Raw genomic sequence first — 18,336 nt, 5'->3', positions numbered from 1 at the left:
AAAAGCGGAGGATACTGAATCAGTAAGAAATAAATAGTGCTGTTTTTTAGGATGTTACAATGAAAATTGGTAAAGCCTCTGCGACAACATCGGTTAAAGTGACCCCAGTGAAAGCTAAAAGCCAAGCTACGACGACAGAAAGTGTAGACGCTGGCACTAAAACTAAACACAGCGCAAGCCCTTCTTCTCACATGCAATTACTTACTCTCGCTAAACAATTTGTCGTAGATGGCGCATTACTTTCCCCCGATAAACAAGCACCTCTTGAAGAGCGAATGAGAAAAAGAGAACGACTCTTACAACTTCGTAAACAGCAGAACCTTGAGAATATTATCCAAAAAGCGATCCCCTATTGTTCAAGTAATGAGGTAACCGATCGCGCAGATCAAGACTGGTTTAATAGTTTTACCGCCTTGGCTGAGGATATCAGTAATAACACCATGCAAGAGTTATGGGCCAAGATCCTCGCAGGTGAAATTGCAGCTCCGGGTAGCTTTTCACTGAAATCACTCTCCGCCTTTAGAAATTTAAGTATTAGTGAAGCCAAATTGCTATCAAAAGCTTGTGCATTAGCTGTCAGAGATCACAGTTATAGAAATATGCGAATTATTTCAGGTGCTTCACAAACCCCAGGGCTATTTAATTTTTTCAGTAAGAGCAGAGAACAGCACATCAATTTGAGCCAGTTTGGTTTAGCGTATTCTGAATTATTAACTCTGGCAGACAACCACCTTATTTTTATTCAAGAAACCGAAACGTCTCCCATTAGTAAAGGTGAATCAATTTCGCTCAATTATAATGGCAGCCCATTTACCATAGTTGCAGATAAAAATAATTGTCTATTACGCTTTTATAAATTCACCCCAGTGGGCTCAGAACTGGCCCAACTGATAGGTGATAATGCCAATCAAAAATATTTTAACAGTATAAAACAAGCCTTTTCAGGGTTATTTTCTATTAAGGATTAATTAGATCCCATCACCATCGGTATGTAAACCGCATTCACGTTGCATCCCTGAGAAACGAGTTTCACTTTCATCCATCCCCAGCGTCAACGGCCTAGTGCTGTGAGTATCGCCCACAGATACATAGCCCTGATCCCACAATGGATGATACGGCAAGCTATGCTTGGTTAAATACTGATGAATATCGCGGTTACTCCAATCAATGATAGGGTGCACTTTAAAGCGGCCACGTAAGATCCCTACCACAGACAAACCTTCACGATGCTGCGACTGCTGACGTCGCACTCCAGAGAACCAAGTGCCTGCATTTAATTCAGTTAAGCCTCGCTCTAACGGCTCAACCTTATTACGACGATTATAGGCTTTTAATGACGCTTCATCTTTTTGCCACTCTTCACCATATTTAGCCATTTGCCATGCCGCACTTTCCTTCGCACTGTAAACATGTAAATTCAGTTTTAATCGCTCTGTCAATTGATCAATAAAGCGATACGTTTCAGGAAATAAATGCCCTGTATCGGTTAATATCACCGGAATATTGGCATCAACTTGCGTCAACATATGCAACATCACTGCCGATTGAATACCAAAGCTTGATGATAAAACAAACTGTGACGGCAAATTTTCCATTGCCCACTCAACACGTTCTGTTGCTGATTGCTGCTCTAACAGCTCATTCCACTGCCTCAACCAAGGCTCAGGTAATGAGGCAGGAAATTTACTATTGATCACAGAAGAGGATGCCTGCGAAGGTATATTAGTCATGAAAGTCTCGCTTACTGACCACCACTTCATCGACAATCCCAGCGCGAATCGTAAAGTCACCAAAGGCTTCATTACCTTCACGCTCAGCAACCCAACGCGCCACTAATTGATCAATTTCTGTCAGAATATCTTGCTCAGTTAAATTTTCTTTATACATTTTAGGTACACGAGTACCCGCAATATTACCGCCAAGATGCATATTGTATTTACCAGGTCCTTTACCAACTAAGCCTAATTCAGCGAGCATTGCTCGACCACAGCCATTAGGACAACCTGTTACCCGTAAAATAATACTGTCATCACCAGCGCCATGCTTAGTAAGAATAGCTTCCACTTCATTGACTAAACTAGGAAGATAACGCTCGGCTTCTGCCATTGCCAATGGACAAGTAGGAAACGCCACACATGCCATCGAATTTTTACGTTGATTTGAGATACCATCATCCATTAAGCCATGGGCACGGGCTATTTGTTCTATCTGCGCTTTATCTTGAGAAGCAACACCTGCCACAATAAGGTTTTGATTCGCTGTCATGCGAAAATCACCTTTATGTACCTTGGCAATCTCTGCCACGCCAGTTTTCAACGGCTTGCCCGGATAATCCAATAAACGTCCATTTTCAATAAATAATGCTAAGTGATGCTTACCATCAAAACCTTCTACCCAACCAAGGCGATCACCACGCCCTGTAAATTCATAAGGACGAGAATCAGCAAAGTTAACGCCAGCGCGTTTTTCCACTTCGGCTTTAAAGGTGTCGATACCCACACGATCTAAGGTATATTTGGTTTTCGCATTTTTACGATTAACACGGTTGCCCCAATCACGTTGCGTACTCACTACCGCAGCAGCCACATCTAGCGTATGTGCTAGCGGTATAAAACCAAAATCATCTGCCTTACGAGGATAAGTTGACTTATCGCCATGAGTCATGGCTAAGCCACCACCAACTAAGACATTAAAACCAACTAATTTGCCTTGTTCTGCAATTGCAACGAAGTTTAAATCGTTCGCATGAACATCAACATCATTTTGCGGTGGGATCACTACCGTTGTTTTAAACTTACGCGGTAAATAATTACTACCAAGAATGGGCTCTTCGGTATCTTCCCCATTCGGGCCTTCAAGTTTCTCGCCATCTAGCCAGATTTCCGCATAGGCACGGGTTTTAGGTAATAAGTGTTCACTTATTTTCGCTGCCCATTGATAAGCTTCTTCATGAAGTTCAGATTCCACCGGGTTAGTGGTACACAACACATTACGATTAACATCGCCAGCAGTGGCAATAGAGTCAATACCAATACTATTTAACGTTTGATGCATCACCTTAATATTTGGCTTAAGCACCCCATGAAACTGAAACGTTTGACGAGTCGTTAAACGAATAGAGCCATACATAGTGCTTTGTGCAGCAAACTTATCAATCGCTAACCATTGTTTAGGAGTAATAATGCCCCCAGGCATCCGCGCACGTAGCATCACATTATGCAATGGTTCAAGCTTTTGCTTGGTCCGTTCAGCACGAATATCACGATCATCTTGTTGATACATGCCATGAAAACGTATTAACTGAAAGTTATCGGCAGTAAAGCCCCCTGTCACAGGATCTTGTAAATCTTGTGCAATAGTGCCACGTAAAAAGTGACTTTCACGTTTTAATCGCTCGTTATCAGCCAAGTTACCTTCAACAATAAGAGGGCCATTTGCTTGAGTTGTACTTGTCATTAATATACATCCTTCTGATAACGCTTAGCGTCACGTAAATCTTTTAAATACTGTTGGGCTTGCTCGGCTGTTTTATTGCCTTGTTCGATAATAATGTCAGTAAGTGCTTGCTCGACATCTTTTGCCATACGGCTCATATCACCACAGATATAAAGATGGGCACCACGTTCAAGCCAGCTATAGACTTCAGTGGCATTCTCACGCAAACGATCTTGCACATATACTTTTTCAGCCTGATCACGAGAAAAGGCTAAATCGATTTTGGTTAACAGCCCTGATTTTAAATACCCTTGCCATTCCACTTGGTATAAGAAGTCTTGCGTAAAGGTTTGATCGCCAAAGAATAACCAGTTATCGCCTTGTGCATCAGTTGCTTCACGTTCTTGTAAAAATGCTCTAAATGGCGCAATACCTGTACCTGGGCCGATCATGATCACTGGCGTATTGCCATCAGCAGGCAAACGGAAGTTATCATTGTGTTCGATAAAAACTTTTACTTCGCCACCCTCGGCCAAACGTTTACCTAAAAAGCTTGATGCGCCGCCTGCTCTAAGGTGGTCACCTTGTTGATACTCCACTAAGCCAACGGTAAGGTGCACTTCTTCTTCCACTTCTGCCTGACTTGAGGCTATCGAATACAAGCGTGGTGTTATTTTGCGTAATGCATCAACAAAGTCTTGGGCAGCAACCTTGGCTGGTGCTAATTTGATCACATCAACCACTTGGTGGTTTGCAGCGAATTCACGTAGTTTGTTTTTATCATCTGTCAGCTTAACTAACGCTACATTAGTAGATTGTTCCGCCCAAAAGCTAACAAAATTGACAGACGTTTGCGTGATCTCAAGCTTAGATGTTAATGCGGCTTTTAATGAAAGACTTTCACCCGCAATTTCAACCGGCTCATTAGCTGAAAATTCAAGCGCTGAAATAATTTCAGCCACTAATTCAACATCATTATCAAACCAAACACCCAAGGCATCGCCCGGTTGATAGGTTAAACCTGACTCACCTAAATCAATTTCAATGTGACGTACATCTTTGTTAGAGTCACGACCAGTGATCTTTTGACTAACACTTAATTCAGCGGTGTAAGGCTGTTGTTTGGTGTATTGGCTGCTTGCCCCTATGGTTGGCATTGCCACTACATTGGTTGGCGCTTCACTGCTACCCAATAAATCTTTTGATTTTGCAATGATCTCTGCCGACCATGCTTGTGCGGCGTCATCATAATCGACATCGCAATCTACACGTGGCGCAATTTGTTGTGCGCCAAGTTTTACTAAAAATTCATCAAAGTCTTTACCTGTTTGGCAAAAGAACTCATAGCTAGTATCACCTAATGCCAAAACACTAAAATGTAAATTGGCCAACTTCGGCGCTTTTTTAGACTGTAAAAACTCATGTAACGCTACGGCATCATCGGGCGGCTCACCCTCACCATTAGTACTAGCAACAATCAAGAGATGCGACACATTTTTAATGCTCTTCGGCTTAAACTCTCCCATGCTTTTGCAATCAACAGTAAGACCCTGAGCCTGTGCTTGCTCAGCCAGCGCTTTCGCTACACCTTTGGCATTACCAGTTTGAGAACCATACAAAATCGTTAGGGTAGAAGAGGCCTGCACATTGCTACCAGTAGGCAGCACAGCAACGGAAGCACCTTCTGCTTTCGCCGCTAAATAGCCACTCGCCCACGCCAATTGTAATGGCGAAAAATTGCCAACAGTTTGTTGTAAAGATGCCAACTGATTCGCATCCAGCATGGTTTGGTTTAAATTTTGTTGATTTGGCAACATATCGTCAATTCGCCCATTTCAAAATAATGAAGCAAGAATAGACGGAGTCTGTCCAAAAGAAAAAGAATAGAAAAGGCTTTTTTATTCCAATAAAGAATATAAAACTATGTTTTATTAATTACGCTTTACTTGTGGTGAATCTATTCGGGAATGAGAATATTCTCATCTCGGGTTTAACACTCTAATTTAAACTAAACATGCTCATTTATCGAATTGTTCTATATATTAATATGATCAAGTAATATGACATACATATGCCATGTCACATGACATCACAGGAAAGTCGTTGATAAATCAATTAGTAAGTCTATGCTAGTCAAATTCAAGCGGCGGAAATACATTATGAACTTGCAACTGGATATTGAAGCAATAAAACGTTTTCGATCTCAAAAAAATTGGACTCAGCAGCAACTAGCTGATATCTGCGATGTGAGTTTACGAACTATTCAACGCATCGAAAAAACAGGAATATCATCAATAGAAACATTATCAGCCCTTTGTTCAGCTTTTAATACCGATAAATCTAATCTACTAGAAGAATCCTTCCCGTTAAATGACAAACATGAAGTAAAAAAACTACCTGAGCTTTTAGGTATCTTATTGATGCTATCAATAGTTACTACGCTAATGTTAAAGTTCGGGCATCTAAATATGTTTGTAGATCTTGTCTCTGGTTTATTTGTTGGTGGTGTTCTCATCGGCTGTACTTTATTAACATATGCCAAAAACCCCAAGCTTTCTAGCTCTTCTTATGTTACAAATTCGCAACGAACATACTCTTGGCTTTTCAATAAAGTTGCAATGTTTAACTCTCTTTCTAATTTTACTTTATATGGTTTTCTAGTGGCGATGGGCGTAGAAACTTTACTCATCATAAAAAACTATAATGAACCTAAATTGATGGGCCCAGCACTTGCTGTACTTATAATTTCTTTTCTTTACGCAATTATATTTTCTGAGTTAGTGATACAAGTTTTAAAACACAATCTTATTAAACAAAAGCTTCAATCTACTCCGCTTAATTATAAATCTGAACAGGCAGGTGGGACGGCAACAATGACTCGAATCACTGGAATGCTGCTCATTTTATTAACCGTAATACTCGCACCGTCAGCTATAGGTGCGAATATATTTTTCATGCCTGCATTTATCTTCATTATGTTACTCGTCATTGTGGGCGCCATTATTTCTTATGGAAAACTTACCTTACCTTTGTTAATAGGTGCACTTAAGGGAGTGACAGAGGAGCGCCAACTGATCACTATTCATATGTTCTTAAATTATTTAAGCCGCTTAACTATTTCTTCAGGCATTATTTATCTTTTAGTGAGCCTAGTGTCATTACTCAGCACGCTTGATGACGGTTCAAAGTTATACCTGCATATATCAGAATCTTTAATTGGCCCCATCACCGCAGTCGTTATCTACCTTTGCCTGATAAAACCACTGATGATCTCGCTTCACGCTAATTCAAAAGGTCAATTAAAACTGTCATTAGTCAATGAAGAAAATAAACTGAATGAAAATATGTTAAAAACGTATGGATTGTTGACAATTGCTGTCGTATGTATCACGACGGTAATTTTAGAAATCGCTTTTCAGGTTTTGAATACTTAACTTTTAAGGTCACTCTTGTCTGAAAGCAGCAATAATTGATAATTCTATCATTGGATAAAAAAAGGGTAGCAAAGCTACCCTGAAAAAACTTACTAGCACGTCTAGGTAAAATTAGGATCACTAGAAAGTTGCTCAACTGTCAGTTAGCATTACCAGAGAGAGTACTCTAACCTTGACAACATTAATTTTCCCCCCAGCCACTTGTACCCTATCGATAACAAACAGCTTGAAAAATCAACACCTAGATAATGACAAACTATTCACTAAAAATAAATAACAATTCAGCCATAAGTTATAACTTTTGTTTAATTAATCATCTAGCAGAGACTGTAAAACATACTCAGCTATCGCTAAACTAGAAGTTAACCCTGGCGAGTCGATACCATAGAGATTGACCAAACCACCTACTTGATGCTCTTTACTGGTTTGTATTTTAAAATCACAAAAACCATCGTTCTCACCCTGTAATTTAGGGCGAATACCCGCATAAGCAGGCTGTAATTTTTCACGATTAATACGGGGAAAATATTGCTTTATTGCTAAATAAAATTTTTCTCTTAGTTGTTCATCAACCCCATACGATAGCTCATTAATATATTGTGTATCTGGGCCAAACTTTAATTGACCACCAATATCTAAAGATGCATGAATACCCAAACCATTCGCTTCTGGTATCGGGTAAATTAAATGCTCAAATGGGCTTTTGCCCATATAAGAAAAATAATGACCGCGACAGTAATGCAATGCGGGAATAGAGTCTGCAGCTAGCCCTGCTATCGTGGTGGCAACTTTGCTGCTGTGTAGACCACCACTATTGATTAAATATTGTGTCGATAGCGTAATGGCATCATTCACACTGGTTATCTGAAGTTCGAAACCATTATTCATAGGCTCGGCTGCATTCATTTTGGTGTTCGCGACAAACAAACCGCCATTTTGCTGAAACGTCACTAGCAAACTTTGCATGTAACTATGTACATCAATTATCCCTGTAGAAGGAGAAGATAGCGCAGCACTAGCAGCCAGTTCGGGTTCAATAGCACGTAACTGAGACTGAGTACGCCAAGTGAGATCACACACGCCATTTTGTTCAGCCAAGGTCACGGTTTTATGTAAAAAATCCTCGTCATCTTCATTGTGCGCCACCAAAAATTTTCCCAATCGCTGATGAGGGATCTGCATTTTCTCGCAGTAACGGTATAAGGCTTCTTTTCCCTGTACACACAACTTAGCTTTTAAACTTGAAGATGGATAATAAATGCCTGCATGTATCACTTCACTATTACGACTACTGGTTTCCTCGCCAAAACACGCATTTTTATCAATCAGCAATACCTTAGAAAATTGCTCACTCAACTTCGCGGCAATGGCAAGGCCAACCACACCTGCACCAACAATAACGGCATCAAAATGCTCCATAATTTATTCTATCCAATGCGTATAGATATATTTAACAGCATATTTTTATTTCATCATTAATGCTATATCCTTAGCAAAAAATAAAGAGAACAATATGATGAATCGTCTATTACTGTTATTACTGATACTGCTTACTAGTGTGTCGTTTCCAAGTTGGGCATTAGGACAAATTGGCCATCAACTTGTATGTCAGCTCAGTTATGAGCTATTACCTCAGGATAAACAACAAAAAATCAATCAACTGTTAGAAAGTCTCCCCAAGAAACACAAACTCCTCATCAACCAATACACTCGAACAGATAAAGACCAAGCAGTAAGTTTTGCCAATAGTTGCACTTGGGCTGATGCCATTAAAAGAGATGACAGCTATGATGAGTTTAAACCTTGGCATTACCTTAATGTTGAGCAAGACCAAACGAATGTTAGTCAGGCAACTTGTCGTAAAAACTGTGTCACGCAGGCGATTCGCTTTCATAGTGAGCAACTAAAACACTCAACCACCCCTTTTGAAAAAGCACAAGCATTGATGTTTTTAGGCCATTGGGTAGGAGATATTCATCAACCTTTACATGTTAGCTTTGCCGCAGATTATGGTGGAAATAAAAATAGTGTTATCCCTGCAACAGGCAGATGTAACAACTTGCATTGGTATTGGGATGAGTGTTTGTTGTACCCATTAAACAAACCCAAGAAAAATTTTGATTACCCGGCCTTTAAAAAGCGTTTATATCAACAGTTAAAGCAATCATTAAGTAGCGCTCCTTGGCAAGAATGGCGTAACAGTAATGTGATAGACTGGGCTAATGAATCACTAACCCTAGTGCGCAGTGCTCCTTTACAGTATTGTTCATTAGTGTCAGATAACTGCCGTTCTAATCAAACAAAAACCATCGAAATAACTCCCAGTTATCATCAAGAATTTCAACAAAAGTTAACTAAGCGCATGTTACAGGCAGCAGTGAGATTAAGTGAACAGTTATCAATCATCCTATAATCACATTATCCTTTGACCACACATAAAAAAACCAGCGAAAGTCGCTGGTTTTTTTTGCATATTAATCTATTGATTATTTTGACGCATCGCCAACTTGCTCTGGCTCTTCTGCTTTTTGAATTTCTAATAATTCAATTTCAAATTGTAAAACAGAGTTACCTGGAATGCGTGGCGGATTACCATTTGGTCCATAGGCTAAGTCAGATGGAATAGTAAATTTATACTTAGAACCAACAGGCATTAATTGTACACCTTCAGTCCAACCAGCAATCACACGATTTAATGGAAATACCGCTGGTTGATTACGGCTATAAGAACTATCAAACTCTTCGCCATTTAAAAAAGTGCCTTTATAGTGAACTTTAACCGTATCGGTAGCTGTTGGTTTTTCACCAGTACCTTCTGTTAACACTTGATATTGAATACCTGATTCAGTCACTTGAACGCCTTCTTTTTTAGCATTCTCTTCCATGAATTTTTTACCTTCAGCTAAGCTTTCTTCAGCGGCTTTTGTTGCAGCTTCTTGCTTCTTCGCTTGCATTGATTGCTCAAGGTTCATCATAAGCGCTTGTATTTCTTCTTTTTCAATCACTGATTGACCGGCTAAGCTATCTTTAAAACCACGTAAAATAAGCGCTTGATCTAAAGTAAGACCTAATTTTTCTTGTTCAGCTAAGTTACGTTGAGTGAACATGCCAATTGATGCTCCTAACCCATAGGCTTGTTTTTGCACTTCAGTGTCTAAAACTGGGGCTTTTTCTTCTTGCTTAGCTTCTTGTTGACAACCAATGACTGAAACTAGAGCCAATGCCACTAAAGTGGGTTTAAACAATTTCATTTACTTCTCCGTTAAGGTTCATTTCTGTGATCCACAAATGAACAAAGTTAATGTGCGATACACATGTGTAAAAAAAGAACTTATACTAACGATAAACGCGGAACGATAAAAGCATAAAATTTTGACGATAAGCAAACAAATAACTTACATACTGACTTTTTGCTTACTAGGCATGATGTTACTCGCTTGCCAGCCTGCCGGACAAAAGCCAATTATTCGCTGGCAGCATGCGGTTGAAGGGGCATATGCCGCCGATATTTCAAATGATGGTAAACTAAGTGTCGTCTCCTCTATTCATCACGGCATTAGTTTATGGGACATAGAAAATAACGCGTTAAAATTTAATTGGTCTCAGCAACAAGACAGCGCTGATAATCTGGTATTGGCCGCTGACATTGCAGATAACAATAGTCATGTCTTAACCGCTAGTCGAACAAAGTTTTCATTATGGAATACCACCACAGGTGTCTCTGAAGGGTATTGGCAGATCAGTTCATCCAATATCCGTGATATTGCTTTAGCCAACAACGGTAAGTACATTTTAATCGGAAAGAGTGATGGCAAAGTTGTTCATTTAACCCCAGAAAGTGGCCGTCGTATTGAGTTTTTAGGCCATCAGGAAAAAGTGAATACCGTCGATATGTTACCCAATGGACGCATCGCCATTTCAGGCTCTAATGATTTTGTTGCGTATGTGTGGGATACGCAAACTGGTCAAGTGATTTATCGTTTTAATCACCCCAGCCGGGTCACAAAAGTTATTATCGACCCTCAAGGCCGTTACGCCTTTACCGCCGACAGCAAAAAATCGGCAAATATATGGGATTTAACCAATGGAAAACTAATAAGCCAACTCAAATACACAAATCGTCAAGAAGTCTTTAGTGCGGTGAGGTTTTCACCAGACGGTCAATACATAGTCACTGGGGCACCTTCAAGAAAAGTCAGTATCTGGCAAGTATCTAATGGCAAGCGATTAGAAAGTTGGCGCGTGACACCACGAGAAGATATTCGTCCAGCGGGAGCGGTTGTGTATAGCGTTGCTTTTAGCGATAATAACCTTATATTAACTGAATCTTCTTCTGGATACGCAGAATTATGGCAAACGAGCCTTCCGTAACAATTAAGCAATTAGAACAAAGTATTGAAGCATTGGAGTCTAGAAATGCTTTTCAGGACGATGTGATCGAACAACTCAATCACGAATTAACCATTCATCAAGAAGAAATTACTAATTTAAAAATTCAGTTGAAGCTTATTGCTACGCGACTCAAAGAAAGCCAGCCCCAATCCACCGACAAGCAAGAAATAGAGCCTCCACCACCGCATTATTAAACGAGCGATTTATTGTTTAAAAACACCGATCACTTGCTCATGTTCGCGAACCGCTTTTTCAACTTGCGCTTCGGGTTGTGTCATCTGTTCACCACAGCTTACACAAGTAACTTTTTCCACATCATTTTCTTTTGTCAAAGCCATGGTATCCATTGCTTGACATTTTGGGCACACAGCACCCGCTATAAATCGCTTTTTCACCTAAGATCTCATATTTTCATTAATCGCGTTAATTTTCACATTTTACCTTGAATAACGACCCGAGGAAAAGCGACAATAGCCGCGTTTTTTAATTATCAGGATTTTTCATGATCACCGCAGTCGACTTAAGCTTAGATAGAGGCATTAAAAACTTAATAAAATCATCAAGCTTTACCATACATCCTAATCACAAAGTTGGTTTGGTTGGCGCTAATGGCTGTGGTAAATCTTCGCTCTTTGCCGCATTACTAGGTGAATTACAGCCAGATGCTGGTGAACTAGCTATGCCAGCCACATGGAAAATTGCCACCGTTAAACAGGAAACTCCTGCATTAGCAAAGTCAGCGCTTGATTATGTGATTGACGGTGATAAAGAATTCCGCGCGCTTGAGCAAAAACTAGCACAAGCAAGAGCAGACAATAATGGTACCTTAGAAGCCACGATTATTAATCAAATTGATACCATTAACGGTTATTCCCTGCCTGCACGAGCTGGTGAGCTATTACATGGGTTAGGTTTTTTGCAAGAACAATTAAGTCAACCTGTAAAAGATTTTTCAGGGGGCTGGCGCATGAGGCTAAACTTAGCCCAAGCGCTGATCAGTCGTTGTGATTTATTATTACTGGATGAGCCAACCAACCATTTAGATTTAGATGCCGTCATTTGGCTACAAAAATGGTTAAAACGCTTTACCGGCACCTTAGTATTGATCTCACATGACCGAGACTTTCTTGATGACGTGATCGGCCAAATTTTGCATATTGAACAGCAAAGAGCCAAACTTTATAGCGGCAATTATACTGCCTTCGAGCGTCAACGTGCAGAGCAACTAGCCCAACAAGATGCTCAATATCAAAAACAACAAAAAGAAGTTGCGCATTTAACCGCATTTGTAGACCGTTTCAGAGCCAAAGCAAGTAAAGCGAAACAAGCTCAAAGTCGATTAAAACGCCTACAAAAGTTACCTGACTTAGCGCCGGCTCATGTTGATAGCCAATTTACTTTTAGCTTCGACAAGCCCGATTACATGCCTTATCCACTACTGTCATTAGAGCAAGCCGACTGCGGATACGATGACGCAATTAAAATTCTCGATAATACAAATATTTCACTCGTACCCGGCAGTCGTATTGGCTTATTGGGCCGTAATGGCGCAGGGAAATCAACATTGATCAAGTCGCTCGCCGGTGACATAAACTTACTTGATGGAAAACGATATTGCGCCCAAGAGCTGAAAATTGGCTACTTTTCTCAGCATCAACTTGAACAACTGCATATGAGCTCTAACGCCATTGAGCATATAATACGCGCAAAACCTGAGTTTGGTGAATTACAAGCACGGACATTTTTAGGTCGTTTCGGCTTTAGCGGCGATCAAGCATTATCAGCGGTCAATACCATGTCTGGTGGTGAAAAAGCACGTTTAGTCTTAGCGTTAATTGTGCTCGACAAACCTCAGTTATTACTTCTTGATGAGCCCACTAACCACTTAGATCTGGAAATGCGCCAAGCGCTAGTCTTAGCATTACAAGAATTTACCGGAGCAATCATATTAATCGCCCATGATCGCTATTTACTGGAATCTTGTGTTGATGAATTTTACCTTGTTGCTAATGGCCAAGTTGATGAGTTTTCAGGTGATATTGATGATTATCAGCAATGGCTCAACAATGATAAAAAAGTAAGCTTTCAAAATGAGAAAACACCATCGACTGAGCCAAGCATTGATAAAAAGCAGCTACGTAAACAGCAAGCTGAATTGAGAAAACATGCTGCCCCACTGAAGAAAAAAGCACAACAATATGAGAAAAAAATCACCCAGTGGCAGCAAGAATTAGCACAAGTAGAGCACACTTTAGCAGACAGTGATATTTACCAGAGCAACAATAAAGATCAATTAGCCGAATTACTTAAGCAACAAGCTTCATTGAAACAAGATATCGCTGAAAATGAAATGTTATGGTTAGAGCTTGAAGAACAGATTGAAGAAATCATGTCGCAGTGATGGCCTGTTCAGTCATAAATATTTACGATAAATTAGTATAAGATTTAATTCACTTGCTACACTTAACTAGGGCGTGTTGATCTTTGCTGTTTAATTTTTGTTCGAGATAAAAGCGTTTTAATCGCGGCGTGAGGAATGACGCTTAGTCATCTAAGTAAATCTCCTTACAACAAAGAGTAAAACGCTTTTAACCGAATCTTTCAGGCAGCGTTTGTTGTCATTTATACTATGTTGCCCCACATGGATGTGGGGTAAGGTGATTTTGCAGGAGCATAAAATCTTTAGTGCTTTATCATGTGGAACAACCACACATCAAAAGCACTGCCTTGTATGAATTTCCAACAAACTGCTGCAAAAACAAACTTGAAAGATCAACACGCCCTAAAAGTAAATCTAAAAATTAAGTCAAATAATTCAATACTTAGGTGCTTTATGAAAATAATACAACAAGCAATACTATTACTTGCGTTGAGCTCAAGCGTTTCAGTCTATAGTTTTGATGGCGATTTAGAACTGGGCATTTTTCAATTAAACCGAGGTGAATTTGCCGCTGCCATCAAAGAGTTTAAACCTTTAGTTGAAGAGGAATACTCTCCCGCTCAATATCAAATGGCAATGATACATTTGAATGGTTGGGGAGTGAAAAAAGATCCTCAAAAAGCCTTTGAATTACTCACCTTAGCTGCAGCTCAAAACTACCCAGATGCATTATTTTCATTATCAGTGATGTACAGTGATGGGGAAATTGTTAAGAAAGATTTAAAAACAGCATTCACTTTAATGAAAAAAGCCGCAGATAAAGATCTAGCTAGCGCTCAATTTAACTTAGGTGTCATGTATTCTGATGGGATTGGTGTTAGAAAGAATGCAAAAAAGGCTGCTTACTGGTATGAAAAAGCAGCAAGACAAAACTACGCTTTAGCACAATTCAACTTAGCGCTAATGTACTATGAAGGAAGAGGCGTGAAAAAAAGCTTACTTAACTCTTATGTGTGGAATTATATCGCAGCTAAAAGTGGCTATGAGCCAGCGGAAAAAAGTAGAGACATGGATGAGCATAAGTTGAGTATTGATGACATAAAAGAAGGTCGTGAAAAAGCAGAGTCGCTGCGCGAGCAAATTTTTATACAATTAGATTTAAAAGCCAAAAAAGCACGCCAATCACGGCTGTAATTCGCAAAAAAATACCGATGAAACAGAATATTGATCTGCATCATCTCCTTCTTGCTTAATCGTTATAAAATACACCTACAAACAATGTGGAATATAACGAATTAAGCAAGGAGTTTGTCATGAACTTTTTTAACATGTTACTTAACGATCCTGTGGTATTTACCTCTATTATTGGCTTAGCAATCGTACTAGGCATTTGTGGTTTTTATGTCTATTTCTTCCTCAAGAACATCGAACAAAATAAATAATAGAATTTCGTTTGTAGTTCGATTGTCGGTAATTCGCCTAATGATACCTTTGATCTATTAAACAAATTTATTGCTAACTTGTTCATCTTTATAGTTGTTTATTTTGTGACCAAAACAAGATTTTCTGCTATACTGTGAGGTGCATTTATTCGTTGTACTTGTAATATGATCAAGGGGCATTTTATGGCACTTTCTATTAATCAAACATCACCGTCGTTAAGCATTATCGACCGCTTGAACAACGAACGTGAAGAAAAAGATGAAAAAATAGCGTCGGGTAAGCGTATTAACAGTGCAGCAGACGATGCTGCTGGCCTGCAAATTTCTAGTCGTTTAACCTCTCAAGTAAATGGTTACCAGCAACTCAGTAATAATGCTCAAGATCAAGCCAATATTAACGATGTACAATCAGGCCAACTCTCTTCTATTGCCGATGGCTTACAACGTGCTAACGTGCTGTCAATTCAGTCAGGCAGCCCTTTAAGCGACAGTAATGCAATTCAAGGTGAACTTGACCAACTCACTGAACAAATTAACACAGTAGCAGGTCAAGCCTTGGGAGATAGCAATTTTCTTTCTGGTTTAGACGCCAATGATCCTGAAGCCACGCAACAAGCTTTAGAATCTGCCTTTACGGCAATTAATGAAAATGCGGCGGCTTTGGGTGCAGAGAGTAACGCATTAGCCAGCCAGTCTGTTAGTTATGATACCACACGCGTCAATGTTTCAGCGTCACGCTCACGTATACAAGATACTGACTATGCGCAGACAACTGCCGAGCAACAGCAAATCAATACGCAATTACAAGCTGCCATCATTAACAAAAAAGATGAAGATAGCCGAAAAGGCTTATTAGTTAACCAACTGATTTAAATATCACTTACACCACATACAGAAAAGCCTACTCTTGCGTAGGCTTTTTTAGTTGCTTTAGGTAACATAGACCCCTATTTATCCATCAACAAGATACTATGATCATTCCATACCAATCGCTGACAGCAGAAACACTAAACAACATCATAGAGGCCTTTATTCTGCGAGAAGGCACAGATTATGGCGAATATGATGTGTCACTCGACGATAAAATTACACAAATCAAACAACAGCTTGAACAAAAGAAAATTGTCTTAGTCTTTTCTGAACTGCATCAAACGGTCAATATCCTGCCAGCAGAGCAATTTAATAATCAAGTATTGGAATAGGCCTGTTGTCCTTACTGAGTAAAACTTAATACAAAACTCACCGGTACTGTGGTTGTAATACTGGGTAATTTTGCTAATTCCGCCAATTTATTAATTCCTTTAATAAGATCAAATGCTTGTGCCTGAATCAAGATAGGCTCAATGCTCGAGACTAAAATACGATCGTCGCTCACCTTAGTTACCATCACTTTAACAGGAAGTTGTTGCTTTTGACCGTGCAGCTCGATTAAACCTGTTACCGTTAAAATATCACTACTCCCCTGTTCAAGCGCTGTTATTTGTTTAACTGGCACTTGAGCCGAAAAGCTCGCTTTTGGAAATTGTTTAACATTAAATAAATACTCTTTCATACGCTGATCACGTATAGCAACTTTAGTATCGACACTGGTCAAATCAATCGACAGAGCCACTTTGCCTTGTTCAGAGATAGTAGCGGCGATTTGATGGAATCGGTGATTTTCCGCAACATGTGTTTTTTTCAATGTGGTAAAACTCACCACAGAAGCTTGATTGTCGAGTTGCCAATTTGCCAACACAGAAAATGACAAAAATAATGCTAAAAACCCAATTAACTTGTTCATAGATACTCCTTTACTTAACGTTGTGCCCGATGAGGACGGATCACTTGCTGCCATGGAATACTCGATGAGCCTAACGAAATAAAATCAGGATTCATCAAAGATTCACGTAAATTATAGGACAGTGGATTAAATTCACTGTCAAGTATTTTGCCACCGGCTTGTTCCAATATGCACTGGCTGGCTCCAGTATCCCATTCACCTGTCGGTCCTATTCGCAGGTAACAATCAGCAACACCTTCAGCAATTAAGCAGTTTTTCAGCGAACAGCTACCATAAGCAATGTGTTGGTAATCAAACGCATCATTTAAATACTGTCCCATCAAATGAAGCTTTTGTCTTCTACTGATCGCCACCTTAATTGGACGTTCACCATCATATGAAGCGACTTTGATTGCTTGGCTGCCTGTTGATGTCTCTTTAAAAGCTCCCAGCTGACGTTGTCCATAATAAGTCGTATGATGATCAGGCGCATGAATAACCCCAATCACAGGCCAGCCATTGTCCACTAAGGCAACATTGACAGCAAAGTCACCACTGCCAATAATAAATTCACCTGTGCCGTCAATAGGATCTAGTAGCCAATAACGCTGCCACTGTTTACGTTGCGCTAAAGGTAGTGCTCCCACCTCTTCCGAAATAATAGGAATATTGGGCGATAAACGTTGCAATTCATCCATCAATACCTGATTAGCCGCAAGATCAGCACTAGTGACAGGGCTATTATCATCTTTAGTTTCAGCCGTGTAATCACCGCTACTATAGTGCTTTGCCACTTCTATACCAGCTTTTTTGCTGCTATCCAGCGCAATAGTCAACAACTGTTCTAAGTTCATTCGCTACTCTTTACGCTATCTACCACTAACATCAAAGCGGCAATACTGCGCGCTTCATTAAAGTCAGGGTGTTGTAATAATGCTTTGTAATCTTTGATTTTCCATGATACTACGTCTAATGGTTCAGGTTCATCCCCTGTAAGCTTTTCCGGATAAAGTGTTTGTGCTAAAAATATCTCCATTGAGCCCGAGAAAAATGCCGGAGCCATAGCTACCGTATGCAATAAGGTTAGTTGCTTTGCTCCATAACCCACTTCTTCTTTTAACTCTCTATCCGCGGCGACTATCGGTTTCTCTCCTGGGTCAATCAACCCCTTAGGAAAACCTAATTCATAACTGTGAGTGCCCGCACAATACTCTTTTACTAATAATATAGTCTCGTGATCTAACATAGGGACTATCATTACCGCACCACGGCCTGAGCCTTGCATTCGCTCATAAACACGCTCAACACCATTACTAAACTGTAACTCCAGTTGCTCAATAGCAAATAGCTGACTTTTCGCCACTTGTTTACGCTTTAATATCTGCGGTAATACTTTCTGTTTAGTCATTTTTACCATTCAAATAAATAGATTACCTGAGAACTACCCTTTATTATTCGATATACTACTATAATACGTTGCTTCACTGGAAA

At 39.8% G+C, this 18,336-nt stretch carries 19 protein-coding genes; 10 read left to right on the top strand and 9 right to left on the bottom strand.

Annotated features, from left to right (window positions below):
* Window positions 1-59: 59 nt before the first annotated feature.
* Window positions 60-968, top strand: coding sequence for a TIGR03899 family protein (locus tag IV514_RS02005; RefSeq protein WP_206483235.1), 909 nt, complete (start codon window positions 60-62; stop codon window positions 966-968).
* Here IV514_RS02005 and IV514_RS02000 read toward each other — a convergent pair whose 3' ends face one another.
* Genes IV514_RS02000 through IV514_RS01990 form a run of 3 tightly spaced genes read right to left on the bottom strand, consistent with a single transcriptional unit; the run spans window position 969 to window position 5,252 of the window.
* Entirely contained in the window at window positions 969-1,730 is a 762-nt protein-coding gene (locus IV514_RS02000) for a phosphoadenylyl-sulfate reductase (RefSeq protein ID WP_206483234.1), read from the bottom strand.
* Complete coding sequence (gene cysI, locus IV514_RS01995; RefSeq protein ID WP_206483233.1) at window positions 1,723-3,456, bottom strand: assimilatory sulfite reductase (NADPH) hemoprotein subunit; 1,734 nt, start codon at window positions 3,454-3,456, stop codon at window positions 1,723-1,725. The genes IV514_RS02000 and cysI overlap by 8 nt, the downstream gene beginning before the upstream one ends.
* Window positions 3,456-5,252: an assimilatory sulfite reductase (NADPH) flavoprotein subunit gene (locus tag IV514_RS01990; protein ID WP_206483232.1), complete on the bottom strand. Its 1,797-nt coding sequence runs from the start codon at window positions 5,250-5,252 to the stop codon at window positions 3,456-3,458. Before IV514_RS01990 ends, cysI begins: the two co-directional genes overlap by 1 nt.
* Before the next feature lie 342 nt (window positions 5,253-5,594).
* Here IV514_RS01990 and IV514_RS01985 point away from each other — a divergent pair, with 342 nt between their 5' ends.
* Window positions 5,595-6,869 carry a helix-turn-helix transcriptional regulator gene (locus tag IV514_RS01985; RefSeq protein ID WP_206483231.1) on the top strand — a complete coding sequence of 425 codons (1,275 nt, stop codon included), beginning with the start codon at window positions 5,595-5,597 and terminating at the stop codon, window positions 6,867-6,869.
* A 309-nt stretch (window positions 6,870-7,178) separates the two neighbouring features.
* Here the strand turns inward: IV514_RS01985 and IV514_RS01980 are convergent, their stop codons facing one another.
* The gene (locus IV514_RS01980; protein WP_206483230.1) at window positions 7,179-8,288 is read right to left on the bottom strand and encodes an NAD(P)/FAD-dependent oxidoreductase; all 1,110 of its coding nucleotides are present in this window, start codon (window positions 8,286-8,288) and stop codon (window positions 7,179-7,181) included.
* A 94-nt stretch (window positions 8,289-8,382) separates the two neighbouring features.
* Here IV514_RS01980 and IV514_RS01975 point away from each other — a divergent pair, with 94 nt between their 5' ends.
* Window positions 8,383-9,282 (top strand): S1/P1 nuclease, encoded by a 900-nt coding sequence (locus tag IV514_RS01975; RefSeq protein WP_206483229.1) that lies wholly within the window; start codon window positions 8,383-8,385, stop codon window positions 9,280-9,282.
* A gap of 73 nt (window positions 9,283-9,355) precedes the next feature.
* Here IV514_RS01975 and fkpA read toward each other — a convergent pair whose 3' ends face one another.
* On the bottom strand, window positions 9,356-10,120 hold the full coding sequence (gene fkpA / locus IV514_RS01970) for an FKBP-type peptidyl-prolyl cis-trans isomerase (protein ID WP_206483228.1): 765 nt from the start codon (window positions 10,118-10,120) through the stop codon (window positions 9,356-9,358).
* Window positions 10,121-10,241: 121 nt separating this feature from the next.
* Between fkpA and IV514_RS01965 the strand changes: the two genes are divergently transcribed.
* Both IV514_RS01965 and IV514_RS01960 read left to right on the top strand, forming a co-directional pair.
* A complete protein-coding gene (locus tag IV514_RS01965) occupies window positions 10,242-11,240 on the top strand; it encodes a hypothetical protein (RefSeq protein WP_241242142.1) in 999 nt (332 codons plus the stop codon).
* On the top strand, window positions 11,219-11,455 hold the full coding sequence (locus IV514_RS01960) for a SlyX family protein (RefSeq protein WP_206483227.1): 237 nt from the start codon (window positions 11,219-11,221) through the stop codon (window positions 11,453-11,455). The genes IV514_RS01965 and IV514_RS01960 overlap by 22 nt, the downstream gene beginning before the upstream one ends.
* Window positions 11,456-11,464: 9 nt before the next feature.
* On the opposite strand, the gene IV514_RS01955 is transcribed toward IV514_RS01960, so the two are convergent.
* The gene (locus tag IV514_RS01955) at window positions 11,465-11,656 is read right to left on the bottom strand and encodes a YheV family putative zinc ribbon protein (protein ID WP_346776885.1); all 192 of its coding nucleotides are present in this window, start codon (window positions 11,654-11,656) and stop codon (window positions 11,465-11,467) included.
* Window positions 11,657-11,763: 107 nt separating this feature from the next.
* Between IV514_RS01955 and IV514_RS01950 the strand changes: the two genes are divergently transcribed.
* The 5 genes from IV514_RS01950 to IV514_RS01935 all read left to right on the top strand — a co-directional run bounded on the left by IV514_RS01950 (window position 11,764) and on the right by IV514_RS01935 (window position 16,285).
* Complete coding sequence (locus tag IV514_RS01950) at window positions 11,764-13,662, top strand: ATP-binding cassette domain-containing protein (protein ID WP_206483226.1); 1,899 nt, start codon at window positions 11,764-11,766, stop codon at window positions 13,660-13,662.
* Between the two features lie 432 nt (window positions 13,663-14,094).
* Window positions 14,095-14,835 (top strand): sel1 repeat family protein, encoded by a 741-nt coding sequence (locus IV514_RS01945; RefSeq protein ID WP_241242141.1) that lies wholly within the window; start codon window positions 14,095-14,097, stop codon window positions 14,833-14,835.
* A gap of 119 nt (window positions 14,836-14,954) precedes the next feature.
* Window positions 14,955-15,083, top strand: a complete 129-nt coding sequence (locus IV514_RS17405; protein WP_241242140.1) for a DUF3149 domain-containing protein — start codon at window positions 14,955-14,957, stop codon at window positions 15,081-15,083.
* Between the two features lie 183 nt (window positions 15,084-15,266).
* Window positions 15,267-15,956 (top strand): flagellin, encoded by a 690-nt coding sequence (locus IV514_RS01940; RefSeq protein WP_206483225.1) that lies wholly within the window; start codon window positions 15,267-15,269, stop codon window positions 15,954-15,956.
* A gap of 98 nt (window positions 15,957-16,054) precedes the next feature.
* Complete coding sequence (locus tag IV514_RS01935) at window positions 16,055-16,285, top strand: YheU family protein (protein ID WP_206483224.1); 231 nt, start codon at window positions 16,055-16,057, stop codon at window positions 16,283-16,285.
* 11 nt (window positions 16,286-16,296) lie between these two features.
* On the opposite strand, the gene IV514_RS01930 is transcribed toward IV514_RS01935, so the two are convergent.
* From IV514_RS01930 to nudE, 3 genes are read right to left on the bottom strand one after another with little or no spacing between them, the layout of a single operon-like run.
* Window positions 16,297-16,866 carry a YceI family protein gene (locus tag IV514_RS01930; protein ID WP_206483223.1) on the bottom strand — a complete coding sequence of 190 codons (570 nt, stop codon included), beginning with the start codon at window positions 16,864-16,866 and terminating at the stop codon, window positions 16,297-16,299.
* Between the two features lie 14 nt (window positions 16,867-16,880).
* Complete coding sequence (cysQ, locus tag IV514_RS01925) at window positions 16,881-17,699, bottom strand: 3'(2'),5'-bisphosphate nucleotidase CysQ (RefSeq protein ID WP_206483222.1); 819 nt, start codon at window positions 17,697-17,699, stop codon at window positions 16,881-16,883.
* Window positions 17,696-18,262, bottom strand: coding sequence for an ADP compounds hydrolase NudE (gene nudE, locus IV514_RS01920; protein ID WP_206483221.1), 567 nt, complete (start codon window positions 18,260-18,262; stop codon window positions 17,696-17,698). Before nudE ends, cysQ begins: the two co-directional genes overlap by 4 nt.
* Between the last annotated feature and the right edge of the window lie 74 nt (window positions 18,263-18,336).

The sequence above is a fragment of the Thalassotalea sp. G2M2-11 genome, assembly GCF_017168195.1.
Lineage (GTDB): Bacteria > Pseudomonadota > Gammaproteobacteria > Enterobacterales > Alteromonadaceae > Thalassotalea_E.
The sequence above is the reverse complement of the archived record's forward strand: the minus strand, read 5'-3'. Positions and strand labels throughout refer to the sequence as shown.